General features: G+C 66.8%; 27 protein-coding genes, 6 tRNA genes and 1 riboswitch. Of the genes, 20 read left to right on the forward strand and 13 right to left on the reverse strand.

Features of this window, described 5'->3' with window-relative positions; translation table 11 throughout:
* Nucleotides 1-172: 172 nt before the first annotated feature.
* On the reverse strand, nt 173-658 hold the full coding sequence (gene soxR / locus BLJ79_RS03675) for a redox-sensitive transcriptional activator SoxR (RefSeq protein WP_071213343.1): 486 nt from the start codon (nt 656-658) through the stop codon (nt 173-175).
* 359 nt (nt 659-1,017) lie between these two features.
* Here soxR and BLJ79_RS03680 point away from each other — a divergent pair, with 359 nt between their 5' ends.
* The 3 genes from BLJ79_RS03680 to BLJ79_RS23525 all read left to right on the forward strand — a co-directional run bounded on the left by BLJ79_RS03680 (nt 1,018) and on the right by BLJ79_RS23525 (nt 3,003).
* The gene (locus BLJ79_RS03680; RefSeq protein WP_071213344.1) at nt 1,018-1,689 is read left to right on the forward strand and encodes a VOC family protein; all 672 of its coding nucleotides are present in this window, start codon (nt 1,018-1,020) and stop codon (nt 1,687-1,689) included.
* Between the two features lie 177 nt (nt 1,690-1,866).
* On the forward strand, nt 1,867-2,763 hold the full coding sequence (locus BLJ79_RS03685; RefSeq protein WP_217641786.1) for an NAD(P)/FAD-dependent oxidoreductase: 897 nt from the start codon (nt 1,867-1,869) through the stop codon (nt 2,761-2,763).
* 9 nt (nt 2,764-2,772) lie between these two features.
* A complete protein-coding gene (locus BLJ79_RS23525) occupies nt 2,773-3,003 on the forward strand; it encodes a hypothetical protein (RefSeq protein ID WP_217641788.1) in 231 nt (76 codons plus the stop codon).
* Nucleotides 3,004-3,114: 111 nt separating this feature from the next.
* On the opposite strand, the gene ribH is transcribed toward BLJ79_RS23525, so the two are convergent.
* The 10 genes from ribH to BLJ79_RS03735 all read right to left on the reverse strand — a co-directional run bounded on the left by ribH (nt 3,115) and on the right by BLJ79_RS03735 (nt 12,344).
* Nucleotides 3,115-3,597: a 6,7-dimethyl-8-ribityllumazine synthase gene (gene ribH / locus BLJ79_RS03690; protein WP_071213345.1), complete on the reverse strand. Its 483-nt coding sequence runs from the start codon at nt 3,595-3,597 to the stop codon at nt 3,115-3,117.
* Nucleotides 3,594-4,877, reverse strand: a complete 1,284-nt coding sequence (locus BLJ79_RS03695) for a bifunctional 3,4-dihydroxy-2-butanone-4-phosphate synthase/GTP cyclohydrolase II (RefSeq protein WP_071213346.1) — start codon at nt 4,875-4,877, stop codon at nt 3,594-3,596. The genes ribH and BLJ79_RS03695 overlap by 4 nt, the downstream gene beginning before the upstream one ends.
* Nucleotides 4,874-5,506 carry a riboflavin synthase gene (locus BLJ79_RS03700; RefSeq protein ID WP_071213347.1) on the reverse strand — a complete coding sequence of 211 codons (633 nt, stop codon included), beginning with the start codon at nt 5,504-5,506 and terminating at the stop codon, nt 4,874-4,876. The genes BLJ79_RS03695 and BLJ79_RS03700 overlap by 4 nt, the downstream gene beginning before the upstream one ends.
* Nucleotides 5,507-5,517: 11 nt before the next feature.
* Complete coding sequence (ribD, locus tag BLJ79_RS03705; RefSeq protein ID WP_071213348.1) at nt 5,518-6,570, reverse strand: bifunctional diaminohydroxyphosphoribosylaminopyrimidine deaminase/5-amino-6-(5-phosphoribosylamino)uracil reductase RibD; 1,053 nt, start codon at nt 6,568-6,570, stop codon at nt 5,518-5,520.
* On the reverse strand, nt 6,570-7,271 hold the full coding sequence (pnuC, locus tag BLJ79_RS03710) for a nicotinamide riboside transporter PnuC (RefSeq protein ID WP_071213349.1): 702 nt from the start codon (nt 7,269-7,271) through the stop codon (nt 6,570-6,572). The genes ribD and pnuC overlap by 1 nt, the downstream gene beginning before the upstream one ends.
* A gap of 155 nt (nt 7,272-7,426) precedes the next feature.
* Nucleotides 7,427-7,572, reverse strand: a riboswitch (FMN riboswitch).
* Nucleotides 7,573-7,593: 21 nt separating this feature from the next.
* Complete coding sequence (gene rpe / locus BLJ79_RS03715) at nt 7,594-8,265, reverse strand: ribulose-phosphate 3-epimerase (protein WP_071213350.1); 672 nt, start codon at nt 8,263-8,265, stop codon at nt 7,594-7,596.
* A gap of 47 nt (nt 8,266-8,312) precedes the next feature.
* Nucleotides 8,313-9,866, reverse strand: a complete 1,554-nt coding sequence (locus BLJ79_RS03720; RefSeq protein ID WP_071213351.1) for an RsmB/NOP family class I SAM-dependent RNA methyltransferase — start codon at nt 9,864-9,866, stop codon at nt 8,313-8,315.
* On the reverse strand, nt 9,863-10,801 hold the full coding sequence (gene fmt / locus BLJ79_RS03725; protein WP_071213352.1) for a methionyl-tRNA formyltransferase: 939 nt from the start codon (nt 10,799-10,801) through the stop codon (nt 9,863-9,865). Before fmt ends, BLJ79_RS03720 begins: the two co-directional genes overlap by 4 nt.
* Nucleotides 10,798-11,373, reverse strand: a complete 576-nt coding sequence (gene def, locus BLJ79_RS03730; RefSeq protein WP_071213353.1) for a peptide deformylase — start codon at nt 11,371-11,373, stop codon at nt 10,798-10,800. Before def ends, fmt begins: the two co-directional genes overlap by 4 nt.
* Nucleotides 11,374-11,492: 119 nt before the next feature.
* Nucleotides 11,493-12,344 carry a cytochrome gene (locus BLJ79_RS03735; RefSeq protein ID WP_071213354.1) on the reverse strand — a complete coding sequence of 284 codons (852 nt, stop codon included), beginning with the start codon at nt 12,342-12,344 and terminating at the stop codon, nt 11,493-11,495.
* A 211-nt stretch (nt 12,345-12,555) separates the two neighbouring features.
* On the opposite strand from BLJ79_RS03735, the gene BLJ79_RS03740 reads away from it, so the two are divergent.
* From BLJ79_RS03740 to BLJ79_RS03780, 9 genes are all read left to right on the forward strand, one after another.
* Nucleotides 12,556-12,628 (forward strand) — tRNA-Gly (locus BLJ79_RS03740).
* Between the two features lie 61 nt (nt 12,629-12,689).
* Nucleotides 12,690-12,760: transfer RNA gene (locus BLJ79_RS03745), tRNA-Cys, on the forward strand.
* 24 nt (nt 12,761-12,784) lie between these two features.
* A tRNA-Val gene (locus BLJ79_RS03750) sits at nt 12,785-12,856 on the forward strand.
* A 34-nt stretch (nt 12,857-12,890) separates the two neighbouring features.
* Nucleotides 12,891-12,963 (forward strand) — tRNA-Gly (locus BLJ79_RS03755).
* Nucleotides 12,964-13,122: 159 nt separating this feature from the next.
* A tRNA-Val gene (locus BLJ79_RS03760) sits at nt 13,123-13,194 on the forward strand.
* A 33-nt stretch (nt 13,195-13,227) separates the two neighbouring features.
* Nucleotides 13,228-13,303: transfer RNA gene (locus BLJ79_RS03765), tRNA-Gly, on the forward strand.
* 142 nt (nt 13,304-13,445) lie between these two features.
* Entirely contained in the window at nt 13,446-13,847 is a 402-nt protein-coding gene (locus tag BLJ79_RS03770) for a nuclear transport factor 2 family protein (protein ID WP_071213355.1), read from the forward strand.
* A gap of 126 nt (nt 13,848-13,973) precedes the next feature.
* Nucleotides 13,974-14,201 (forward strand): antitoxin, encoded by a 228-nt coding sequence (locus BLJ79_RS03775; RefSeq protein WP_083410985.1) that lies wholly within the window; start codon nt 13,974-13,976, stop codon nt 14,199-14,201.
* A gap of 105 nt (nt 14,202-14,306) precedes the next feature.
* Entirely contained in the window at nt 14,307-15,503 is a 1,197-nt protein-coding gene (locus BLJ79_RS03780) for a benzoate/H(+) symporter BenE family transporter (RefSeq protein ID WP_071213356.1), read from the forward strand.
* Nucleotides 15,504-15,613: 110 nt separating this feature from the next.
* On the opposite strand, the gene zapE is transcribed toward BLJ79_RS03780, so the two are convergent.
* Nucleotides 15,614-16,651: a cell division protein ZapE gene (zapE, locus tag BLJ79_RS03785; RefSeq protein WP_071213357.1), complete on the reverse strand. Its 1,038-nt coding sequence runs from the start codon at nt 16,649-16,651 to the stop codon at nt 15,614-15,616.
* Between the two features lie 256 nt (nt 16,652-16,907).
* Between zapE and BLJ79_RS03790 the strand changes: the two genes are divergently transcribed.
* The 3 genes from BLJ79_RS03790 to ybaK all read left to right on the forward strand — a co-directional run bounded on the left by BLJ79_RS03790 (nt 16,908) and on the right by ybaK (nt 18,857).
* Complete coding sequence (locus BLJ79_RS03790) at nt 16,908-17,816, forward strand: sulfurtransferase (RefSeq protein WP_071213358.1); 909 nt, start codon at nt 16,908-16,910, stop codon at nt 17,814-17,816.
* Between the two features lie 13 nt (nt 17,817-17,829).
* Nucleotides 17,830-18,270, forward strand: coding sequence for a SufE family protein (locus BLJ79_RS03795; RefSeq protein ID WP_071213596.1), 441 nt, complete (start codon nt 17,830-17,832; stop codon nt 18,268-18,270).
* A 77-nt stretch (nt 18,271-18,347) separates the two neighbouring features.
* Nucleotides 18,348-18,857: a Cys-tRNA(Pro) deacylase gene (gene ybaK / locus BLJ79_RS03800; RefSeq protein ID WP_071213359.1), complete on the forward strand. Its 510-nt coding sequence runs from the start codon at nt 18,348-18,350 to the stop codon at nt 18,855-18,857.
* A 23-nt stretch (nt 18,858-18,880) separates the two neighbouring features.
* Here the strand turns inward: ybaK and BLJ79_RS03805 are convergent, their stop codons facing one another.
* Nucleotides 18,881-20,134, reverse strand: coding sequence for an alpha/beta fold hydrolase (locus BLJ79_RS03805; RefSeq protein ID WP_286135255.1), 1,254 nt, complete (start codon nt 20,132-20,134; stop codon nt 18,881-18,883).
* Nucleotides 20,135-20,267: 133 nt separating this feature from the next.
* On the opposite strand from BLJ79_RS03805, the gene msrB reads away from it, so the two are divergent.
* The 5 genes from msrB to BLJ79_RS03830 all read left to right on the forward strand — a co-directional run bounded on the left by msrB (nt 20,268) and on the right by BLJ79_RS03830 (nt 24,909).
* A complete protein-coding gene (gene msrB / locus BLJ79_RS03810) occupies nt 20,268-20,699 on the forward strand; it encodes a peptide-methionine (R)-S-oxide reductase MsrB (RefSeq protein ID WP_071213598.1) in 432 nt (143 codons plus the stop codon).
* A gap of 224 nt (nt 20,700-20,923) precedes the next feature.
* Nucleotides 20,924-22,297 (forward strand): DUF6421 family protein, encoded by a 1,374-nt coding sequence (locus tag BLJ79_RS03815; RefSeq protein WP_071213360.1) that lies wholly within the window; start codon nt 20,924-20,926, stop codon nt 22,295-22,297.
* Nucleotides 22,298-22,337: 40 nt separating this feature from the next.
* Nucleotides 22,338-23,066, forward strand: a complete 729-nt coding sequence (locus BLJ79_RS03820) for an SDR family NAD(P)-dependent oxidoreductase (RefSeq protein WP_071213361.1) — start codon at nt 22,338-22,340, stop codon at nt 23,064-23,066.
* A 73-nt stretch (nt 23,067-23,139) separates the two neighbouring features.
* Nucleotides 23,140-24,195, forward strand: coding sequence for a threonine aldolase family protein (locus BLJ79_RS03825; protein WP_071213362.1), 1,056 nt, complete (start codon nt 23,140-23,142; stop codon nt 24,193-24,195).
* A 96-nt stretch (nt 24,196-24,291) separates the two neighbouring features.
* Nucleotides 24,292-24,909 (forward strand): DUF3000 domain-containing protein, encoded by a 618-nt coding sequence (locus BLJ79_RS03830; RefSeq protein WP_286135256.1) that lies wholly within the window; start codon nt 24,292-24,294, stop codon nt 24,907-24,909.
* Nucleotides 24,910-24,945 lie beyond the last annotated feature (36 nt).

The raw sequence follows: 24,945 nt of genomic DNA on the forward strand, positions 1-24,945 counted from the left end.
GTCATGGGTGGTGTTCCGCCAGATCCGTGGTTCTTTGGACATGGGAAGATTCTCACACACAGTTGGCCTCGCTGCTGCGATCAATGGATCGATTCGAGCAGACCGCGTGACGAGCCTCCTACGAGTCGCCGTCCCCCGGATTCGTCATTGCCATGGGAGCAACGGACGGTGTTCAGCCGCGGGCTTCTTCCCCGTCGTTGCTTTCCAGGCTCCGGCGAACCCACCGCGAACCCGGGCCCTCGGCTGCCGCTTCGTCTTGGGGATTGAAGAGACTGCATTTCTTGAGGGAGAGGCAACCGCAGCCGATGCAGTCATCGAGTGATCCCTGGAGCTTTTCCAGCTGGCGGATACGTCGTGCCACCAGCAGCGCCCAATGCGTGCTGAGCTGATGCCAGTCGTCCTGGGTCGGGGCCCTGTCCGAGGGGAGTTCGGCCAGCGCATCTGCAATCTCGGCCAGGGTGAGGCCCACGCGTTGTCCGGCGGCAATGACGGCAAGCCGCCGCAGGGTGTAGCGGCGAAAGACACGCTTGTTGCCGGCGGTGCGTTCCGAGGAGATCAGGTTGCGGGACTCGTAGTACCGCACGGCGGGTACCGACAGACCTGCCCGGCTCGCAATTTCGCCGATGGGCAGCAGGCTTTTGGGTGTGGCGGGGCTCATCTGCCCATGCTCGCATGCCACCGGCTTGACCTCAAGCTAGCTTTAGCTTGTTCCATGGTGCCTACGCCCACGAACACAAGGAAACCCATGACTGCCACTTTGATCGACAACGAAGGCCAAGCCGCCGCCGGGCACCGGGAACAAGATTCGGTGCAGCCGGCAATCTCCGCGCGTGAACGAAGCAGAAGGTTGAGGCTGCTGAGGAAGCAGCCCCGCGAGGGAGCAGCACCAAACCGAAGCGCGGGCATCGCGCGGCCACACGAATCACCGCAGATTCTCTTGGCCGGAAGTTTTGGCTCGAGAATCATCTGATCCTAAGGCATCCCGTAGCACCCCCTCCCAGCGAAGGCATCCCAGAAATGAAAATCTCCAGCGTCTCCATTACCGTCCGTGACCTCGCCCAGGCAGTGGGGTTCTACAGAGACATCTTGCTGCTACCGGTCGAAACGACTCCCGCCGGCGCGGAGGTCGCCATCGGTTCAAGCCGCCTCATGCTGAGTGCCGGGGATGCCTTTGACGGTGTCCACCACCTCGCCTTCGGAATCCTGCCCTCGGAATTTGATGTGGCCCACGCATGGCTGGCCCGTCGTGTCCCGCCGCTCCAGGTCGGCGGCTCTGCGGTCTTCCTCGGCTCGGATGACTGGAAATCCCGTTCCCTGTATTTCCTGGGTCCCGAAGGCATCATCCTGGAGTTCATCGCCCGCGATGCCGATGCCTCCGCCATGACCGGCAAGGGCGAAAATCCGCAGATGTTGTCCATCAGTGAAGTCGGGGTCGGCGTCGCGGACGTTCCGGCCACCGTGGCGACCTTGTCCGAGAAGCTGTCCATCCCCAACTACTTCGACTGTTCCAGCACCTTCGCCTCCATGGGAAGCCATGACGGTCTCCTGATCGTTGTGCAGCGCGAACGGCTGTGGTTCCCCACCAAGATGTCTCGGCCGGCCCGCGGACCCCTCACGGTCCAGATCGAATCACCGGCGGGGAATGCCCGGGTCGATATCGGCTCGAACATCTCCATAGTCAGCCGATAGCGCTTCCGCTCCTGATTCGTGTCCACCAGAGCGGGGCCGAGCCTAATGGGCGCGAGCGAATGATCCGTTCCCGGGCCGGGCGGGTTCCTTTGCATCGGCAGGTCTTTGCCTTGACCACGGCACCGGCCGGCCATACCGTCGGATATAGCTCGTCACCCCACAAATGGAGTTGGTCGCATGTCTACGCAGGTCTTGGTTCTGGGTGCCGGTTTCGGCGGGCTCGAGGTGGCGGCGGGGCTTTCGGAACGTTTCGGTGCCGACATCGAGGTCACCCTCATCGACCGCAACGAACACTTCATGTTCGGCTTTTCCAAGCTCGATGTCATGTTCGGCAGGCTCACCGAGGAAGAAGCCAGCCACCCCTACAGCCAGCTCGACAAGCCCGGCGTGAAGCATGTGCGAGCCGCCGTACTGTCCATCGATCCGGTGGCCAAGCGCGTGGAGACGGACTCCGGTTCCTTCGAGGCGGACTACCTGGTGGTGGCCCTGGGCGCGGACCTCGACCCGTCGGCGACACCCGGGCTCCTGGAGTGCGGCCATGAATACTACAGCGTCGCGGGCGCCTTGGCCGCGCGCCGGGCGCTGAACGACTTCGACGGCGGCCGGGTGGTCATTGGCGTCACTTCCACGCCGTTCAAGTGTCCGCCGGCACCCAGCGAGACGGCATTCCTGGTGCATGACCTGCTGGTCTCCCGGGGGCTGCGGGAACGCTCGGAAATCGCCCTGGTGATGCCGCTGCGCACCCCCGTGCCGCCGGTGCCGGCAGCCTCCGAGGCGCTGCTTGAAGCCTTTGCCGAGCGCGGCATCGCTTGGCATCCCCAGAAGGTGATCGAACGGCTGGAACCGGCGAGCAGGGAGCTGGTGCTGGACGACGGCACCACCATGCCCTTCGACCTGTTCCTCGGGGTGCCCAGGCACGTGGTCCCGAAGGTGGTTGCCGAATCGGGAATGGCCCTCGAGGGCTGGATCCCCGTGGATCCGCTGACCCTTCAAACTTCCCACCCGGACGTGTTCGCCATCGGGGATGTGACCAGCGTCGGGACCCCCAAGGCCGGGATTTTCGCCGAGGGGTAGGGCGCGGTGGTGGTTGACGCCATTGCCGCACGCATCAACCGGTCCGCCGGAACGCGTGGCTACGACGGCAATGGTGTTTGCTACGTCGCCTTCGGCCCGCATCGTGCGGCCCGCCTGAACATCACCTTTGCCGCAGGTGCCCGGCCCCACGGCAGCTACGATGTGGCAAGCGAGACCATCGCGCAAGAGAAGAAGGACTACGGGGTATCCCGCCTGCGCCGCTGGCTCGGCGAGGCCTGAGCCTTCCGGGATGCTCCCGTGCCCCGGGCACGGCGATGCCCGCTCCCCCGGCGGGGCTGCTCCCGCCTTGCGGGTGCCGGTGAAGCGGGCGTCGGTGCCGGGCCGGCGGCCCTAGCGGCGGGTCAGCACCAGGGCGGTCTGCAGCCCGGCGCTCATGGCCTCGTAGCCCTTGTCCTCGACGGAGCCTTCCAGGCCCGCACGGGCGATGGCCTGCTCCTCGGTGTCGCAGGTCAGCACGCCGAAGCCGACGGGGACCCCGGTGCGCACGGACACATCGGTCAGGCCCATGGTGGCACCCTGGCAGACGAAGTCGAAGTGCGGGGTGCCGCCACGGATGACGACGCCCAGCGCGATGACGGTGTCGTAGGAGTGGGCCAGGCGCGAAGCGGCCACCGGAAGCTCGAAGGTGCCCGGCACGCGGATGACCTCGGGGGTCTGGATCCCGGCGTCGGCGGCGGCGCGCAGGGCCCCGTCCACCAGTCCGTCCATGATCTGGGTGTGCCAGCTGGCCGCGACGATGACCGCGCGCATGCCGGCCTCGCCCGCCGCTGCCAGTTCGTTGGCTCCGACGAGGGGTGCTCCGTGTCCGCTCATGATTTCACTCCTGGGTTGGTGTTTTCGGTGGTTGGCAATTGCAGTGAATGGTTCATCAGGTTTTGCTTGGTGCGCAGGTACTCAAGGTTTTCGGGGCGCGCCGCCACCCGGGTGGGGACGCGCTCGGTGACGGCGATTCCGGCACTCTCCAACCATTCTTCCTTCAGCGGGTTGTTGGTGATCAACCGGACGCGGCGAATAGACAGCGCATGCAGGATGGCAGCCGCCGCATCGTAGTTCCGGGCGTCGACCGGCAGGCCCAGCTGCTCGTTGGCGGCCACGGTGTTGGCACCGCCGTCCTGCAGCGCGTACGCGCGGATCTTGTTGGCCAGCCCGATGCCGCGGCCCTCGTGGCCGCGCAGGTAGACCAGCACCCCGCCGAATTCGTTGATGGCCTCGAGTCCGGCGGCCAGCTGCTCGCCGCAATCGCAGCGGTAGGAGCCGAAGACGTCCCCGGTGAGGCATTCGGAGTGCACGCGCACCAGCGGTTCGAGCGGCATGGTGCCGTCCGGGCCGGTGGCGCTGAGCGAAAGGTGCTCGGTGCCGCTGCCTCGTTCGCGCCAGGCGCGGACCATGAATTCCCCGTGCGGGGTGGGGACCTTGACTTCCGGCCCGCCCTGCACGGCCGCCGCGCTGGTGCCCACGGCCGGCTCCGCGTCGGAGGTGGCGCGCCAGGCGGCCAGGTCCTCGATGCTGACCAGCGGGATGTTCCACAAATCGGCGAATTCGCGCAGCGCCGGAAGGCGCATCATCGATCCGTCGTCGTGCACCAGCTCGGCGATGACCCCGACCGGTTCCAGGCCGGCCGCCTTGCACAAGTCGACGCTGGCCTCGGTGTGCCCGCGGCGCACCAGCACCCCGCCGGCGACGGCACGCAGCGGGAAGATGTGGCCCGGGCGGGTGATCAGTTCCGGTCCGGAGGCCGGATCGGCCAGGATGCGGGAGGTCAGGGCGCGGTCGGCGGCGCTGATGCCGGTGCTGACCCCGTGTGCCGCGTCGCAGGAGACCGTGTATGCGGTGCCCTTGGCGTCCTGGTTGTCTTCCACCATGGGCGGCAGGCCCAAGGCGTCGGCGCGATCCGAATCCATCGGGGTGCAGACCACGCCGGAGCTGTGGCGGATGGTCCAGCCCATCAGCTCGGGGGTGGCGAACTCGGCGGCGAAGATGATGTCGCCCTCGTTCTCGCGGTCGGCGTCGTCGACCACCACGACGGCCTGGCCGGCGGCCATGGCGCTGATGGCCGCGTCGATGGAGTCCAGGCGGATGGGATCGGTGCTCATGATGCGCTGCTTTCGGTGGTGTTGAAGGAGGCCAGGCGCTCTGCGTACTTGGCCATGACGTCGACCTCGAGGTTGACCGCCGAACCGGGCACGCGTTGGCCCAGGGTGGTTTCGCGCAGGGTCGTGGGGATGATCCCGACCTCGAACCACTGCTGGTTCTCGCGGGCCTCCGAGACCTCGGTGACGGTCAGCGAGATGCCGTCGATGGCGATGGAACCCTTCTTGGCCACGTACCGGGCCAATTCGAAGGGGATGGAGAAGCGGAAGCGGTCCCAGGCCCCGAGGGACTCGTGCTCGAGCAGGTGCCCGACGCCGTCGACGTGGCCCTGGACGACGTGGCCGTCCAGCCGCCCGCCGGCCTGCACGCAGCGTTCCAGGTTGATGCCCTCGCCCCGGGCCAGGGCGCCGATGGTGGTGTGGCGCAGGGTCTCGCCCATGACGTCCAGGGACAGGGTGTCCCCGGCGATGGAGGTTGCGGTCAGGCAGACGCCGTTGACGGCGATGGACCCGCCCAGTTCCAGGTCATCGGTGTGGTTCGGCGCACTGATGCGCAGGATGACCGAGTCGGTTTCCGGGGAGGATTCAATGGCTTCGATGCGGCCCATGCCGCTGATGATTCCGGTGAACATGTGTTGGTTCCTTAGAGTGTGCCGGTGCCCGTTGGCATGGGTTCAAGGTGGGTAAGGGTGTCGGGGCCCAGGATGCGCACGGCCTCGCCGTCGACGGGATCGAGGCGGAAGGCCCGGGCGGCCGAGAGGGTCTCGATGCCCAGCTCCCCGACGGAGCCGCGGCCAGCGCCCAGGAAGATGGGTGCCTGGTAGAGGAAGATCTCATCGACCAGATCGGCTGCCAGGAATGCGGTGGCGATCGAGGCCCCGCCTTCGAGCAGCACGTGGTCGATGCCGCGGGAGGCAACCAGCGCCAGGACCTGGTGCGGGTCGCGGGTGCGGACCTGTTCCCAGTTCCCATCGGCCTTCAGTGCCGCGTCGGCGGGGATGTCGCGCAGGCCCATGACGATGCGCCGGGGCTGGTGCTCGAAGGGTTCGCCGTGTTCGTTGCGGGCGTTGAGGCGCGGATTGTCGGCAAGCACGGTGCCGGTGCCCACCACGATGGCGCCGACGCGGGCGCGCACCTCGTGGGCGTGCAGCAGCGAGCGCGGGGAGGTGATCCATTGGCTGGTTCCGTCCGCCGCGGCGATCCGGCCGTCCAGCGTCTGGGCCAGGTGCAAGGTGGTGAAGGGCCGCTGCACGGCCCGAGCGGCGAACCAGCGGTGGTTCAGCTCGGTGGCTTCGGCTTCCAGCAGCCCCTGGCTGACCTCGACCCCGGCCGCGCGCAGCGTTGCCGCTCCCCCGCCGGAGTCCTTGCCGCCGTCGGTGACGGCGAAGACGACGTTGCCGATGCCGGCATCGACGATGGCCCGTGAGCAGGGCCCGGTGCGGCCGGTGTGGTTGCACGGTTCGAGGGTCACCACCATGGTGGCGGCTCGTGCTGCGGCCGGGTCGAGGGGACCCAGGCGGTTCAGGGCGTCGGCCTCGGCGTGCGGGGTGCCTGCGCCCCGGTGGTAGCCGGTGGCCAGGATCGTGCCCTCGGCATCGACGATGACGGCGCCGACCAGCGGGTTCGCACCCCGGGTGCCGCGGCGGGCCAGCTCCAGGGATAGCCGCATGGCTGCGGTTGCGCGTGAGGGTTCCATCAGGGATTCACCTTCACCGTGGGATCGGGCATTTCGGTTTCGATGCTGGGCTTGGAGTCGTTCTTGGCCTTCCACCAGATAAAGAACCCGACCAGCGTGAAGCAGCCGTAGAACAGGTACATGAAGGCGCTGGCGTAGTAACCGGCGCTGAAGAGCAGCGGCACCCCGACCACGTCGACGATGACCCAGATCAGCCAGAACTCGACCAGGCCCTTGGCCATGCCGTAGGTGGCCAGGAGCGATCCGACGAAGGTCCAGGCATCCGCCCACACCGGTTCGTAGGATCCCAGGGCCCCGAAGATGGGGGTCAGCGCCACGGTGCCGACGACCATGACCACGGCCAGGGAGATGCGTTCGGTGCCGGTGGCCCAGCGCGGGGTGACGGCGCTGCCGCCGGATTCCCGGCTCGACTTCCAGCGCTGCCAGCCGTAGAAGGACACGGCGATGAACATGATTTGGCGTCCGGCCTGGCCCAGCAGGTTTGCCGTCTGGTCGTGGCCGAAGATGCTGCCGAGGAATACCGTCAGCAGCAGCAGGTTGCCGACGATGCCCACCGGCCAGGCCCAGACCTTGCGGCGGATGCCGCCCAGGGCGGAGGCAAGTCCGAAGACGTTGCCCACCACTTCGCGGACAAGCAGCGCGCTGCTGCCCACCGTGATGTAAGAATTGAAAGCTTCAATGAGCCACCGCAGAAAATCCATCGTCCTCCTGTCAAGCCGCGATGGCTCCGGGGGTTCTATACGACGGTTCCACCTTCATGGCCGAGCCGTTGGGCAAGGGCCGCGGGTTCCTGGGAAAACGTTGGGGTTTCCCTGGTCCTGCCCTTGCGCACCGACGAGGGCGCAGGTTTTGCGTGTACGTGCTTCTCCCATCCAGACTTTAACTGTCGGTACCGGAATTTCACCAGTTCAACCAAGTTTCGGGAATTCCAAGGAATTCCCTGTGGCTTGGGTCGCGGACTATAACCGCCGGTTCGGACTTACACCGACCCCGGAGCACGTTGTGTAGTTGTAGCTCTTAGTATTACATGGAAACCGGTGTGGCGGCTGCGAGGTTTCGTAATGTGACCACTGCCTCGGCGGGATCCGCCGTTCCGTACACCGAGGATCCGGCCACGAAGACGTCGGCCCCGGCCTCGGCCGCACGCAGGATCGTTTCGCGGGTGACCCCGCCGTCGACCTGCAGGGCGATCGGCAGCCCGGTGCCGTCGATGGCCTTGCGCGCCCGGCGGATCTTGGGCAGGACCAGGTCCAGGAACGCCTGGCCCCCGAACCCCGGCTCCACCGTCATCAGCAGCACCATGTCCAGCTCCGGGAGCATGTCCAGGTACGGCTCGATGGGGGTGGCCGGGCGCAGCGCCATGGCGGAGCGCGAACCGGCAGCCCGCAGGTCCCGGGCCAGCTTGACCGGCGCGGCGGAGGCCTCGGCGTGGAAGGTCACCGAGGCCGCACCGGCCTCGGCGTAGCCCGGTCCCCAGCGGTCCACGTCGCTGATCATAAGGTGCACATCCAGCGGCAGCTCGCTGACCTCGGCCAGCCGCGCCACCACCGGCAGGCCGATGGTCAGGTTGGGCACGAAGTGGTTGTCCATGACATCGACGTGCACCGCATCGGCGGTGTGGATCCGGGTGAGTTCGCGCTCCAGGTTGGTGAAGTCCGCGGAAAGGATCGACGGGTTGATCTGGCAGGTACGCATGTGCTTTTCTGGCTCCTGTCGGGGCGCGGCGGCGGTGCGCCGGGTGGCTAGGCGGTGCGGGTGAACAGCGCCATGAACATGGCATCGGTGCGGTGGATGTGCGGCCACAGCTGGATGGTGCTGCCTTCGCCCACGGGACGCGCCGCGGAGGCCAATCCCGGCAACGCGGCGGATTCGAGCGCGGCCCCGGTGTCCAGCAGCTTCGCGTTCTTGTTCCGGGACAGCAGGTCATCGACCACGGCCACGGTCTCGGCCGGGTGCGGCGAGCAGGTCACGTAGGCGACCACCCCGCCCACGCGCACGGCGGAAAGCGCCGCATCGAGCAGCTCGCCCTGCAGGACGGTGAGTTCGGCAACGTCCTTCGGGGTTTTGCGCCAACGCGATTCGGGGCGGCGGCGCAGCGCGCCCAGGCCCGAGCATGGCGCATCGACCATGACCCGGTCGTATCCACCGGAGTATTCGGCCTCGCCGTATTCCCGTCCGTCACGGACCGAGATCATCCAGGTGTCGGGGTCGATCGCCACCAGGGCCTTGGAAACCAGTTCGGCACGGTGCTGGGCCGGTTCGTTGGCGGTGAGCTTCGCTCCGTGCCCGGCGGCCAGTGCGGCCAGCAGCGCGGCTTTGCCGCCGGGGCCGGCGCACAAATCCAGCCAGTAGGTGTCTTCCCCGTCCTCGGGCAGCGGAACCTGGGCCAGGGCCCGGGCGACCAATTGCGAGCCGGCGTCCTGCACGCGGGTGCTTCCTTCGCGCACGGAGCCCAGGCGGGCGATGTCCCCGCCCTGGTAGTAGGCCGAATCGGCCACCAGTGTTCCGGGTTCAGCGCCGGCGTCCAGCGCCTCGTCCAGCGAGCCGATGCCGGGCAGGGCCACCAGGTTCACCACGGGGGCCAGGTTGTCGGCGACAAGCAGCTCGGTGATCTCGGAGGCGTCGCGTCCGTGGGCGACCAGCGCCTGGCGCAGCGCCCGCACGATCCATTCGGGGTGCGAGTGGACCAGCGCGGCAGCGGCGTTTTCGTCGGCGATCCCGGCGACCAGCTCCTCGCTCCAGGTCTCCAGGTCCTTGAGCGAGACCTTGCGCAGCACCGCGTTGATCAGCCCGGAGGCGCCGGCGCCAATGACCATGCGGGCCAGGGAGACGGTTTCGTCGAGGGCCGCGTGGTTGGGCACGCGCATGGCCAGCAGCTGGTGGGCTCCCAGGCGCAGCGCGTCCAGCACGGCGGGGTCCAGCTCGTCCAGCGGGCGGTCGACGCAGCGGGCCAGGATCGCGTCGTACAGGCCCTGTCCGCGCAGCGCGCCGTAGGTCAGTTCGGTGGCGAATCCGGCATCGCGGCGGTCCAGGTGGTGCTCGCGGATCCGGGCCGGGAGCACCAGGTTGGCGTAGGCGTCGTGTTCTGCCACGGCGCGCAGCACCTCGAAGGCGGTCAGCCGGGCCTGGTCGGCACGGCGGTTGCGGGCCGAGGGCGCGGAGGCGCTGAACTTGCGTGGCCCGGTTCCCCCGCGGTTGCGGGTGCGCCCGGCATCGTCACGGCGCTCCTGGCCACCGCCGCGATTGGTTTCGTTGCGTCGCGGACGGTCGGAACGTCCCTGCCCGAATTCGCTCATGCGAATTTCACCTCATCCACGGTTCCGGACGCGAGAATGCCTCGCGCCCAATCTGCTGCATTCATCATTTTCTTGCCCGGTGGTTGCACAAGGGCCAGTTCCACGCCGTGCGATCCGGTGCCCACCACGACACGCGGCTGCTTGCCGCCCGTGATCTGCACCTGGCCGGGCGTCAGGGAGTCAGCGTCGGCGGCCGGGGAGACCGGGCCGATCTTGAACCGCTGCCCGTCCAGCTCGGTCCAGGCGCCGGGATCGGGGGTGGTGCCGTTGATCCGCCGGCGGATCGCCAGCGCCGGGGCGCTCCAGTCGATCTTGCCGTCAACCAGGGTGAGCTTGTGCGCGTAGCTGGATTCGCCCCGCTGCGGCACGCCCACCACGGCTCCGCTGTCCAGGCCCGAGAGCGTCTGGGACAGCAGCACCGATCCGGAGACCGCGAGCCTGCCAAGCAGGTCCCCGGCGGTGTCGGCGGGGTCGATGGCCTCGGTCAACGTGCCAAAGACCGGGCCGGTGTCCAGGCCCTTTTCGAGCTGGAAGGTCACGGCTCCGGTGATGTCGTCCCCGGCCATGATCGAGTGCTGCACCGGGGCGGCTCCGCGCCAGGCCGGGAGCAGCGAAAAGTGGAGGTTGACCCAGCCCAGGCGGGGGATGCCCAGCGCCTTTTCGGGGACCAGCCCGCCATAGGCCACGATCGCGGCGATGTCGGCCTCCAGCGCGGCGATGCGCTGCTGGGTTGTCTCGTCAATACGGTTGGCGTGGATGATCTCGATGCCCAGCTCGGCGGCGCGGGCCGCGACCGGGGACGGGGTCAGCACGCGCTTGCGCCCCACCGGGGCGTCCTCGCGGGTGAGCACTGCAACGACGTCGAAGCCGTCGTTCACCAGCTGGTCAAGGGAGGCCACGGCGACCTGCGGGGTGCCGGCGAACAGGACCCTCATGCCTGTCCCCCGAAGCTTGCGCCGGCGCCGAAGCTGGAACCCAGGGCCGAGCTGCGCTTGGTCACGGTGCTTGCCGCGACCTGGTTGTAGTTGGAGTCGCGAAGCTTGCGGAAGGCGTCCTTCTTCAGCTCGCCCTCAAGCCGGTCGATGTACAGGATTCCGTCCAGGTGGTCGGTCTCGTGCTGCAGGCAGCGGGCCAGGAATCCCTCGCCCTCCACGACCACGGGGTTTCCGTCCACGTCGGCCCCGGTGGCGCGGGTCCATTGGCGGCGGCGCACCGGGTAGCCCAGGCCCGGGATCGACAGGCAGCCCTCGACCACGTCGTCCTGGAAGTCCTCGCCGAGCTCAAGCACCGGATTGACCATGTGCCCGCGCTTTCCGGCGATCTGGTAGGTGAAGACCCGCAGAGAGACGCCGACCTGGGGTGCGGCGAGGCCGGCACCTTCGACGTTTTCCATGGTTTCGTCCATGTCTGCCACGAGCTTGCGCAACTCCGGCCCGAATTCGGTGACCTCGTCTGCGCGGGTCCTGAGGATCGGGTCGCCAACAATGCGAATGCCTAAGACGGCCATGCGGTCGCATCTCCCTTCGGCCGGCGGGGTTCCGGCAATGTGCTGTGGATGGTTGGGGCGTGCGCGACCGAATCCAAAAGGTGCGCGCCGGTCCCCCGCTGAACAGTCTACCGACAGCGCTACTTCACAGACGGCGGGGGCGGGCCCACTTCGTGCAGCGCGATCCCGGCATTGCTGACTTTTTGCGTGGCTCCCCAGACCTGTCGCAAGGACCAGAACTTCGACCAGTACGCGGGCAGGACCTCCGGATTGGCCATCACCGTCTGCACCTCGGTCTGGCCAATGGCCACCCCCAAGAGCATGGGGTCCTGTGAGTATTTCCACGGTTCCCAGGTCCCGGCGGCGGGATCAACGACCATTTCCTCGGCCTTGGCGCCGGCCGCCAGCTGCATGATGACCTTCGGATCCAGCGGCTTGACCCGCCCGTCCCGGCCGGTGCCCCGGGTCTTGTAGTCGATCAGGCACAGCCGCCCGCCGATGGTGGCGACCAGGTCAAGGGTGCCGGCGTAGCCGACGCTGGAGTTCCACACGGTGACTTCCGCGGCCAGGGGCTGCACCTGGTAGGTGTCCCACCAGTCGTCGAAGCGGCCGGCGAAGCCCTCCTCGCCGTTGGCCGACAAGGCTTCGCGCGCCTCGGCCGCCTGGTGCGGCTTGCCCATGGCCCGCAGGGCGATCTGTTCGCAGTACTGGTGAACGCGGTCGCCGCGGGCCGCGGCACCATCCCGGTAGTCGGCGGCGGCATTGGAAGCCTGACGTGCCAGGGCCTTGAGCTTGGCGGAGTTGCCGACGGCCTCCCCCAGCCGGGGGTCCTGCACCACGGCGGTGGCAGCCATGTGACCTATCCAACCATCCAGGCTCATTTTTTCCTGTCCGATGACGGTCGTGATGGAGGGAACCTCCGGAAGGTCGCCGATTTTTCTGGCATACATGCGGCCAAAATCCGTTTGCTGGGCCAGCGCTGGGGAAGTCATAAGAAAGATTTTTCCACGCTCCGACGACGTTTCGTCGGTTGCCGGCTTTTTCGGGCCAGTCCGAAACCCCGGGATCACAAGGATCTTCGCTAAAAGTCGGGCCTGGAATGCACCGATTTGGAACTTTAGGGAAACGTCGTATAGAGTTTTTACTCGTTGGAACGCAGCCAAACGGAACGGAAACATTCCAGGCGGATTGCGCTTCTTTCATGTGGACATAGCTCAGCTGGTAGAGCGCGACCTTGCCAAGGTCGAGGTCGCGAGTTCGAACCTCGTTGTCCACTCGCATTTGATTCACCGGATCGGCTTGCCGATCAAACTGAACGGGTTATCCCGATTGGTTATGGTGGGGTGGCCGAGAGGCGAGGCACCGGCCTGCAAAGCCGTTTACGCGGGTTCGAATCCCGTCCCCACCTCGTAGTACGATAATGCAGCAGTATGGGCGATTGGCGCAGCGGTAGCGCGCTTCCCTGACACGGAAGAGGTCACTGGTTCGATCCCAGTATCGCCCACGAAGAACCCGCACCTAGTGCGTGGGTTTTTCACGTGGACATAGCTCAGCTGGTAGAGCGCGACCTTGCCAAGGTCGAGGTCGCGAGTTCGAACCTCGTTGTCCACTCTGAAGAAATGGACCTCAATTCCATGGAAGAGGGGTCCATATTTCTTTGAGTCTTCCGAAAGGAAGACACCGCAGTACCCGAATGAAAATGACAGCGGATCTTGCACTTGTTCTTCGGAACGAAGATCCACGCTATAGTTCAGGTGCAGTACCCATCACGGGCGATTGGCGCAGCGGTAGCGCGCTTCCCTGACACGGAAGAGGTCACTGGTTCGATCCCAGTATCGCCCACGACGATCTATACTGTTAGTATTGATTGCCAATGTGGACATAGCTCAGCTGGTAGAGCGCAACCTTGCCAAGGTTGAGGTCGCGAGTTCGAACCTCGTTGTCCACTCCAATTCGTAGGTCGCGTGGTTTTCCAAACCACGCGACCTACGTGTTTAACCACGATTTCACCTGCCATACTTTGAGTTGCCTGCCTTGCCGTTCCGGGCCGAATTTTTCGCGCGACTGGTTGTCGATGTCAGAAGGAAACTCAAATGCAGACTTTCGAGGCTGCCCAACGTTGGGCGAATACATGGGCCAGCGCCTGGCCGCGCAAAGACGTGGAAGCGATCGTCAACCTTCAGGCCGATGTAGGTGAACACTGGGCGTCGATGTTCCAGCCATTTCATGGACGCAGCGGCCTGCGCAACTACCTGGTCGAATGCTTCGCTGAAGAGACCAAACCCGCGGAAACCTGGTTCGCCGATCCGGTGGTTGAGGGAGGCACCGCGTCCGTTGAGTACTGGGTCGTCATATACATCAAGGACCAACCCACAACGGTGTCGGGATGCACGGTCCTGGCATTCGATGAGTTTGGATTGGTGAAAGTCGCACGCGACTATTCGGATGCACAAGAGGGACACCACGCGCGTCCGATCCAAGCGTTCGGGCACTGATCGGACGTGGTCAGCACGAATATCTTCAAAAAGTCACACAAATGCCCTTGAATCGCCACCGACTCGACATAGGATGATTCACAGACGGGGGCTTTCCTGGCCCCCACGATTGAGAGGAGGTGCCTTTTGTCTATTTTTGACGAGCTGAAGGGCAAGGCCGAAGGACTGAAGGACAAGGCGGCCGGGTTGATTCACGAAAACTCGGGCAAGATCGGTGAGGCCATCGATAACGCCGGCGACTTCATCGACGAAAAGACCGGCGGCAAGTTCGCCGAGCACGTCGACAAGGTTCAGGACGGCGCAAAGGGCCTCCTCAACAAGGATGAAGGCGACGGCGGTACACCTACCGTCTAGGTTCCAGCCTGGTTCACTAGGTCATTTGCCCTAGGCACGACAAACGGGTGCCGGTACCGCCGTGAGGCGGGACCGGCACCTGTCGTTTGCAAGGAAAGATACGCATTGAGACCCACAGCACCACCCCGCCTTTCGACCAAGAACTCGCCTGCGCAACCGATCATGGCGGGACTGGTGACGGCCTTGGTCGGTTACACCTCTTCGTTTGCCGTCGTGCTCACCGGGCTCAAGGCAGTCGGCGCCACCGACGCCCAAGCGGCGTCGGGACTCTTCGCCCTGACCATAGCCCTGGCCATATGTGCCGTGGGGTTGGCCTGGTTCACCAAACGACCCATCACCACCGCGTGGTCCACCCCCGGAGCAGCGTTGCTCGCCGGGGCTGCCACCGTGAACTTCGGGTGGGACCACGCCGTCGGGGCCTTCCTCATGACGGGGGTGCTGATTGCCGCGACCGGAGCCATCCCCTGGCTGGGCAGGTTGCTGGCGGCCATCCCGGTTTCCCTGGCCCAGGCCATGCTGGCCGGTGTGCTGCTCAAGCTCTGTCTGGCTCCCTTTGTGGCACTTTCCACCATCCCGCTGTATGTTGCGCCGGTCATCGTGGTCTGGCTCGTGTTCCTGCGCCTGAGCCCCCGCTGGGCCGTGCCCGCGGCCATGGCCTCGGCCCTGGGCATCGCCGGGTTCTCCATGGCGCAAGCCGGTGCCACCGGTGTCGTGGGCGAGTTGCTGCCCACGCTCCAATTCACGGCGCCGGCATTCAGCCTCGAGGCCTTCACGGCCATCACGTTGCCATTGTTCGTGGTCACCATGGCTTCGCAGAACGTGCCCGGCGTGGCAGTGTTGGCCAGCTTCGATTTTCAAACCCCGTGGCGGGCCTCGATGCTCTCCACCGGCATCGGCAGCGCCGCCGCGGCCGTCTTTGGCGGGCACGCCATCAACCTCGCCGCGATTTCCGCGGCCCTGGCCGCCGGGGAGGAGGCCGGGGAAGACCGATCCAGGCGCTGGATCGCCGCGGTGTCCTCCGGCGGGTTCTACATCGTGCTGGGCCTGGCTTCGGCCGCGATCACCGCCCTGGCCACCGCGAGCCCGGAGGGGCTGCTGGAAGCCGCGGCGGGCCTGGCACTGTTGGGCACCTTGGGTGCCTCCGCATCCTCGGCGCTGTCGGATCCGACGAGCCGGATGAGTTCGCTGGTGGCCTTCCTGATTGCCGGTTCGGGCCTGAGCTTCGCCGGGATCGGCGGGGCCTTCTGGGCGCTGCTTGCCGGGCTGGCCTTGCGCCTGCTGATAGAGCGCAAGCGCAACTGACATCCCCGGTCCCCGGGCATGAGAAAGGCCGTGCCCCGCTCCCGATCCCCCTCCAAGCCAAGAGGCTTGCGGGAGCCGGGACGGCCACGGCCTTTCTGCGTTGCTGCTGCCTAAAGCGCGGGCTCGCCGGTCTGGCCCTCGCGGGCCAGCGCGGTGAGGCGGGAGACGGCGCGGAAATACTTCTTCTGGTAGCCGCCGGCCATCATCTCCGGGGTGAACAGCTCGGAGAAGGGCTTGCCGGAGGCAACGATGGGCACGTCCTTGTCATAGAGCCGGTCGGCCAACACCACAAAGCGCAGTGCGACGGCCTGCTCGGTGATGGTCTCCACGTTGTGCAGCACCAGCACGTCGACATCGCCCAGCAGGGCGCGGTAGCGGCTGGGATGGACCTTGGACATGTGTGCGACCAGGTCCGAGAACTCGTCAATCGCATAGGTCTTGTCGCCGTATCGTTCGGTGGCGAATTCCTCGATGGCGGCATCGTCCAGCGGCGTAGGCGCGTCGGGCAGGCCGCGGTGGCGGAAGTCCACCCCGTCCACGCGGTGCACATCGAACTGCTCGGCGAGCACCTTGATCTCGCGTTGGAAGTCCACGGCGGCAAAACGTCCATCGCCCAGGGCGCCGGGCAGCGTGTTGGATGTGGCAGCCAGTTTCACTCCGGCATCCGAGAGCTCGCGCATCAGGCGCGACATCAGCACGGTGTCCCCCGGGTCGTCAAGTTCGAATTCGTCGATGCACACCAGCGAGTAGCTGCTCAGCACGTCGACCGCCTGGCGGAAAGATAGCGCACCGACGAGGTTGGTGTATTCGACGAAGGTCCCGAAGGCCTTGCGGCCCGGGGCAAGGTGCCACAGCGAGGCCAGCAGGTGGGTCTTGCCCACCCCGAACCCTCCGTCCAGGTACATGCCCGATTTCTCGACCTTCTTCTTGCCGAAGAGGTTGGAGAGGAAACCGCCCTTGGACTTGCCAATGGTCGAGGCGAAGCCCCTGAGCTTGGTGACCGCCTCTGCCTGGGTGGGCCAGGCCGGGTCCGGACGGTAGGTCTCGAAGGAAACCTCGCCGAACCGGTACGACGGGTGGAAGCCGGCGAGAAGATCGTCAATGGAGACCGTGGGGGTCCGTTGGGAAAGATTCGTAATCGTGGCCATACGGCTGGACGGTCCTTAAGTCTTCGGAAGGCTGTGACGGGCGTTTTTGGCGCGGAGACACGCCCCAGCCATTTTATGCCCAGACCTCGGGCATCCCCTAAATGGGAGCCGTGGCGCCGGCCGCTTATAGCGCAATTGCGGACGCTTGAAGCGAAATATGGCGTTGAATGACTCCTTCGCGCTGCCCGAGGCGCGCACGGTGGCTAGGCTGGAAACAGCACCATCCCCCATTTTTCTTGTTGCGAGGTCTATAACAATGAGCCTGCCCATCGACTCCAATCCTTCATTTGCCGAATATGCCCACCCGGAACGGCTGGTGTCCACCGATTGGCTGGCGGCCAACCTGTCCACCGAGGGCCTGGTGGTCCTCGAGTCCAACGAGGACATCCTGCTGTACGACACGGGCCACATCCCCGGAGCGGTCAAGGTCGACTGGCACACCGAGCTGAACGACGAAGACACCCGCGACTACGTCGACGGCGAGCGCTTCGCCGCGCTGATGGCAGCCAAGGGCATCGGCCGCGATACCACCGTGGTCATCTACGGCGACAAGTCCAACTGGTGGGCCTCCTATGCGCTGTGGGTCTTCACCCTCTTCGGCCACGAGGACGTCCGCCTGCTCGACGGCGGCCGCGACAAGTGGATCGCCGAGGGCCGTGAGTTGACCCGCGAGAAGCCGGTCGTTGCCACCACCAGCTACCCGGTCATCGAACGCGACGATTCGGTCATCCGCGCCTTCATGCCCGAGGTGCTGGGCCACTTCGGCAAGCCGATGATCGATGTGCGCTCCACCGAGGAGTACACCGGCGAGCGCACCCACATGCCCGCATACCCGGAGGAAGGCACGCTGCGCGGCGGCCACATCCCTTCGGCTGCTTCGGTTCCGTGGGGCCGTGCCGCGGCCGAGGACGGGACCTTCAAGTCCCGTGCCGAGCTCGAGGCGATCTACCTGAACGAGGCCGGGCTGGCCGCGGGCGATGACATCATCACCTACTGCCGCATCGGCGAGCGCTCGAGCCACACCTGGTTTGCCCTGCAGTTCCTGCTCGGTTTCCAGAACGTGCGCAACTACGACGGTTCCTGGACCGAGTGGGGCAACGCCGTGCGCGTTCCCATCGTGAAGGGCATCGAGCCCGGCGCCGTTCCCGCAGGATTCGGGGCCTAGCCGCATGGGTGAGATGCCCGAGGCCCTGGCCGAGATCGTCGAGGACTTCCAGTCCGTCACCGAGCAGGAGCGTCTGGAGATGCTGCTGGACTTTTCCGAGGAACTGCCCGAGCTTCCGGCGCGCCTGGCCGAGCACCCGGACCTGCTGGAGCAGGTCGTGGAGTGCCAGACCCCGTTGTTCCTGAACATCGAGGTCGAGCCGGCCGGGGAGCACAAGGTGTCGTTGTTCTTCTCCGCTCCCCCGCAGGCGCCCACCACCCGCGGGTTCGCCTCGGTGCTGCACCAGGGACTCGACGGGCTGCCCGCCGCGGCGGTGCTAGCCGTCCCCGACGACATGCCCAACCTGCTGGGCTTGACCCGGGCCCTGACGCCATTGCGTTTGCGTGGCATGACTGCCATGCTTGCCCGTATCAAGCGACAGGTCAGCGAGCGGGTTGCCGCTGCCGGCTCCTAAGCCGCAAGCAATTTCGATGCTTGGGCGCCGGCACATGCCGGCGCCCAAGCCCCGTTAATGGAGGATCCCGAAAGCCCATGTCCAAGAAGAAGAACACGCATTCCACCGGGACTCCCGCGACCACGCTGCTGGACCGCGAGGCGGTCCACTACACCGTGCATTCCTACACCCATGATCCGGCCGCGGCCAACTACGGGATGGAAGCCGCCGAGGCCATCGGGGTGCCCCCGGCCCGGGTGTTCAAGACGCTGCTGGTGTCCACCGGGGAACCGGGGGCCGCTGCGCTGGCGGTTGGCATCATTCCGGTGAACCGATCACTGGACCTCAAGGCCATGGCCACGACCCTGGGGCTCAAGAAGGTGGAGATGGCCGACCCGGCCGTGGCCGAGCGGCGCACCGGGTACGTGGTGGGCGGCATCTCCCCGCTGGCGCAGCGCAACCGCTCGCGCACAATCATTGATGCCAGTGCCATGGCGCTGGAAACCGTCTACGTCTCGGGCGGGCACCGCGGGCTGGACCTGGAGCTGTCCCCGGCGGACCTGCAGCGGTTGACCGAGGCAGAGGTCGCGCACATCGCCGGCCACTGAGGTCCGCTGCAGGGGCCGGGGGCCTATTCCAGGCCCGCCGCGTTGTCCCCGGGGCGCGGGGCCTCCAACACGCCCTGGACGAAGGCGGTGACCTCCGCTTCCCAGCGCTGCGGATCCACGTTCCACTCCCGGGTGTGCCCGGCCCGGCTGAATCGCCGCAGCCCCACCATTTGCGGGTTCAGGGCGGCGAGCTGCTCGGAGGGGCCGATCGGCACGAAGTCGTCGTCCTCGCTGTGCAGGATCAGGGTGGGGACCCGCAGCTGGTCGTGCCGTTCGACCCAGTTCAGGATCTTCAAATCCAGCGGGGCCGCCAGCCCGGTCATCCACCGTCCGGCCTTGTTGCCCAGCAGCCATTGGCCGAAGTCGCCCACGGCCTCGGGGATGCGGTTGCGCTTGGCCTGGTGCGAGAGCACATCGATCCAGTTGATCACCGGCCCGTCAAGCACCAGGGCTCCGATCTTCCGTGCCTGCCGGGACCTGTCGGCCACCTGCAGGGCGATGGCCCCGCCCATGGACCATCCAAACAGCAGGATCTCCCTGGCGCCGTTGGCCACGGCGTGGTCGATGGCAGCTTCGATGTCGGGCCATTCCGTGGCCCCGAGTCCGTAGCGTCCGTCGACCGCCGCGGGGGCCACCCCGTCGTTGCGGTAGGAAACCAACAGCGCGCTGATCCCCAGGGCCGCGAACACCGGCAGTGCGCGCAAACCCTCCTTGCGGTTGGCCCCGCGGCCATGGACGCAGATGGCCCAGGTGTCCGCCTGGGTGTCCCCCGGGACGTACCAGGCCGGGGCCAGTCCGCCGAGGATCGGGATCTCGACGTCTTGGTAGGTGGCCCCGAGGTCCTCGGGCGAGTCGTAAACGATCCCGGAAAACCGTCCGCGCACCGCGGCCGACAGGTCCCCGAAGTAGATTTTTTCCACGGCCCGGGTCACGGTGCCGTCCCCGAGCCGATAGCCCTTGGGTTCGCCCAGCCGCGCATGGCCGGTGTCGGCGGTGAAGAACAGCGAGTAGCGGCCCGGTGCCGTGGAATCCTTGTCCGCCGACAGGATCACGTCCTGCCCTTCGGCGGTGGGCACCAGCGCGAGGATCTCCAGGCTTTGGTCCGGCTCCGCATCGGGGGTCACCACGCGGCGGGCAAAGTAGGCGGCCAGCGCGGAGACGCTTCCGGCAAAGATCGATCCGGCCGCAGCGCCGACACCCACGCCAAGCAACGCCCAGCTCAGGCCCTTGCCTGCCGAGGGTGCGAGAGGGGGCGTGGGGGAAAGATTTGCCTTCATGCCTACCATCATTGCAAACAACGGCTGCCACCTTGTGGTTTTGGGCCCGATGAATTTCGGCAGCCGATCCATGTCGCCGGACAGGTGCGGGAATGAGCGCGCCGTCCCCGGTGTTGTGCGTGATGTGAGTGATATCCAGAGCCCCAAAGAATCCAGCACCCCCGTCTCGCCCAGCGTCGCCAAGACCGATGAGCAGTGGCGCACCGAATTGACCCCGGAGGAATTCCAGGTCCTGCGCAAGGCCGGCACCGAGCGTCCCTTCACCGGCGCATACTGGGACACCACCACCGAGGGTGTCTATGAATGCCGGGCCTGCGGCCAGGAACTCTTTACCTCCAATGCCAAGTTCGATGCCGGCTGCGGGTGGCCCTCGTTCTTCGCGCCGCTGGCAGAGGACCGCGTCCGCTACATCCGCGACTCCACCCTGGGCATGGTCCGGGTCGAGGTGCGCTGCGCGGCCTGCGATTCGCACCTGGGCCACGTATTCGAGGGCGAGGGCTTCAACACCCCCACCGACCAGCGCTACTGCATGAACTCGGTCTCGCTGCGCTTGAAGACGACCTAGGCGCAGCGGGCCCCGCACCCCGGCGCCGGGCTGCATTCGGGAGGTGCCGAACCCGAGCATTCCCCGCACACATGCCTTGGTGCCCGCGGTGCCGCCTCATGCCACAGCACTGCTTACGCTCAGGCCAATTTTCAATCAGCAATGATGACCTCTCGGTACGCTGGAACCAGGAAACAACAACAGCATCCGCGGCACGTTCGGCCGTACCGAAAGGGGTATCCAAAATGTCACAGGCAACTCTTCCCAAGCCACTGTCCAACCACGAGCTCGTCTCCTCGCCCGCATGGCTGGCACTGAAGACGGCAGCCACCGAATTCCAGGGGCTCCAGGTCCACGACGGCTCGGTGCCCGAGGACTCCGACAAGCCCCGCGCCGCCGCGCTGCTGGGAACCATCACCGAATCCCTTCAGGTGCTGGCCCCGCAGTTCCCGCACGACGCCGACTACTTCCGGGCACTGCACCACGACCTGGCCGCCTGGGAACAAGCCGGGTTCGGCATTCCCGACTTCCTTGATGCGCTGCTGGCCTTCCAGCCGCAACTGGCCCGCGAGGACGGGCTGCGCCACCTGGTGCTCTTCCCGATGTACACGCAGAACGGCTCCACCGACAGGCTGCTCGAGGCGGTGCTGGTCGAGGTCATCTGGCCCGAGTTCATTTCCGCCCTGGAGGCCGGGGACTACTCCAACAAGCTCTTCGTCCCGCTGCGCTTCTTGGACTTCACCCCGGGCTACGACACCAACTCCGCGGTGCTCTTCCCCGAATCCGTGGCCATCCGCGAAACCCCGTCCTTCACCTGGGGCGCCATCTTCCAGGACCGCGAGGCCGCGCGCTTCCGCCGGGTGCTGAAGTCCGCCGCCCAGATCACCAACCTCGAGCTGCCCGCCGACGCGGCCGCCATGCTCGGGGACCAGTCACTGACCGAAGAAACTTTCGTGATGTGGGACCTGATCCACGACCGCACCCACATGCGCGGGGACCTGCCCTTCGACCCGTTCATGATCAAGCAGCGCATGCCCTTCTTCCTCTACTCCCTCGAGGAGCTGCGCTGCGACCTGACGGCCTTCCGTGAATGCGTGAAGATCGCCCGGGACGCCACCGCCGATGAGGCCACCCGCCACCACGCCAAGCTGGTTCAGTACGCGGTGATCTTTGACCGGATCTTCCGCTTCGCCATCACCGGGACCCGCAACCGCAATTACGACGGGGTCGGCGGGCAGCTGCTCTTCGCCTGGATGCACCAGCACCACGTGCTGCACTGGACCGACACCAAGCTGACGATCGACTGGGACCAGGTCCCCGAGGTCGTCTCGAACCTGGGCCATGCCATCGACGAGCTGTACTGGCGCTCGATCGACCGCCCGAAGATCGCGCACTGGCTTGCCGCCTACGAGCTGGTCTCCGCCACGCTGACCCCGCACCCGGCCTCGGTCTGGGCCAAGGGCCCCGACGCACTGCCGCTGACCGCCCCGCTGCGCGAGATGACCGACCAGGTGATGGACGACGAGTTCCCGCACTCGATGTTCTACGAGGCCCTGGCCAAGAAACTGCGCCCGGTCATCGAATCGACCGTGGGCATCACCGGCACCTCGGACATCTAGCGCACCGACCGCACACCCAACGGAGGCTAGAATCTTTTCCATGGCTGACCTCAAGGATCTGACGATACTGATTGCCGGGGCGAGCTCCGCCTCCGGCGTCGCGGCGGCACACGCCCTGTGCGAGGCCGGCGCCACGGTGCTGGCCGCCGGCTCCAATGCGGAGCGGCTGGCGCAGCGGCTGCCCTTCGTGCACGGGCGCTACGAGGTCGATTTGGCCAACCACGCCGCGGTGACCGAGCTGCACGCGCTGATCGACACCGAGCGCGGGCCCATCGACGGGCTGCTTCACCTGGTCGGCGGCTGGCGCGGCGGCAAGGGCCTGGCCGGGCAGACCGACGACGACGCCGAGTTCCTGCACACCCAGGTGGTCACCACGCTGCGCAACACCACCCGGGTGTTCCGCGACGACCTGGTGGCCTCGCGGTGCGGACGCGTTGCCATCGTCTCGGCCACCGCCGTGGATTCCCCCTCCGGCTCCAACGCCAACTACACCACCGCCAAGGCCGGGGCGGAGGCCTGGATGCGTTCGGTGGCGGCGGAGCTGCGCACCGCCCAGTCCGGCAGCAAGGCCGCACCGGTCCCGCAGCGGGCCGCGGCCCTCATCTGGGTCATCAAGGCGTTCACCGACGCCGCCAGCCGCGAGGCGCACCCCGAGCGCAACACCGCCGGCTTCACCGACGTCACAGCCTTGGGGCAAGCCGCCGTGGAACTGTTCACGGCGGATGCCTCCGCGATCAACGGGGCGCGGATCCACCTGCCAAGCCTCTGAACAACGGGTGCGCGGCACCCGCCGCGCACCGCCGAATTTTTCCCTGCCCTCCCCTCGATAGGACCCTTCTCCAGTGACTTCCTCGATCCATGATTCCTCGGTACGCGGCTTCGCCTCGGACAACTACTCCGGCGTCCACCCCGAGGTCCTTGCGGCACTGGCCGCGGCCAACGGCGGGCACCAGGTCTCCTACGGCGAGGACCAATACACCGAGGAACTCGGACGCGTCATTGCCTCGCACTTCGGTGAGACCGCCACGATCTTCCCTGTGTTCAACGGCACCGGCGCCAACGTCACCACGCTGCAGTCGCTGCTGCCGCGCTGGGGTGCGGTCATCTGCGCCAACAGCGCCCACATCAACGTGGACGAGAACGGCGCACCGGAACGCATCGCCGGCATGAAGCTGCTCTCGGTGCCCACCCCCGACGGCAAGCTCACCCCCGAGCTGATCGACCTGGAGGCCTGGGGCTGGGGAGACGAGCACCGCGCCCAGCCGCTGGCCGTGTCGCTGACCCAGTCCACCGAACTCGGCACCCTGTACACGCTCGAGGAACTGCGCGCCATCACCGCGCACGCCCACAGCAAAGGCATGCGCGTGCACATGGACGGGGCCCGGCTGTCGAACGCCGCCGCCGCGCTCGGGGTGGGGCTGGGCGAGATGACCACGGGGACCGGGATCGACATCCTTTCCTTGGGCGGCACCAAGAACGGCATCATGTTCGGCGAGGGCATCGTGACCCTCACCGAGGGCCCGGCCGAGTCGATGAAGTACCTGCGCAAGATGAACATGCAGCTGGCCTCCAAGATGCGCTTCATCTCCGCCCAGCTGCTGGCCCTCTACGGCACAGACTTGTGGCGGACCTCGGCCGCGCACGCCAACGCGATGGCGGCCAGGCTCTCGGCCGCGGTCCAGGCGACCGACGGCGTGGAACTGGTCTACCCCACCGAATCCAACGGCGTGTTCGCAGCGCTGCCCAACGCCGTGGCGGACCGCTTGCGCGAGCGCTTCCGCTTCTACGACTGGGACCGGGCCGCGGGACAGGTGCGCTGGATGTGCTCCTTCGACACCACCGAGGCGGACGTGGATTCCTTCGTGGCCGCACTTGGCGAGGAACTTGCCGCGCGGTAGGTTCTTCCGCGGGCCGCCGGGGCGGGCGCGCAACCTGCACCCGCTCCCCGGCGTGCCGCAAGCATCCAAGCCACGGCCACACTTTAGACTCGCCATGTGACATCAAACGGACCAGTCCAAGCAGTGCCGCCGGCCTTCCTCGAAGCCCTGGCCGCCGTTCGCCGCGCCAGCTGCCGGCGCGAAATCCACCTTCAGGAAATCCCGGCCCCGGCCCGCCTGGCACCCTACGCCCTGGCCCTGTCCGCGGACGTCCACGAACGGGTGGCGCGCCCCAAGACGGAAACCGCGGCCCCGGTGCACGCCGAGGAACTGGCCACCGGACGCTTCGTGCTGCTGCACGACCCGGCGGGCTCCGCCCTCTGGGATGGCACCTTCCGCATCGTGACCTACATCCGGGCCCGCATGGAATCGGAGATGGGCAACGACACCATGCTCGGCTCCGTGGCCTGGACCTGGCTGCTGGACTCTCTGAACGAATCCGGCGCCGACTACCGCCAGGCCGGAGGCACCACCACCCGCGTGCTCTCCGAGAGCTACGGGACCCTGGCCGACCGCCCCGAGACCATCGACATCGAGCTGCGCGCCTCCTGGACCCCCGGCGACCACGACATCTCCACCCATCTGGAGGCCTGGGCCGACATGGTCTGCACCTTCGCCGGATTGCCGCCGCTGCCCAGCGGGGTCACCGCACTGCCGCACCGCCGGCTCTCCTAGAACCGGGCCATTCCGGCCCGCCGGAATCCGGGTCCC

Origin of the sequence: Arthrobacter sp. UCD-GKA (assembly GCF_001863355.1) — a bacterium.
GTDB lineage: Bacteria > Actinomycetota > Actinomycetes > Actinomycetales > Micrococcaceae > Paeniglutamicibacter.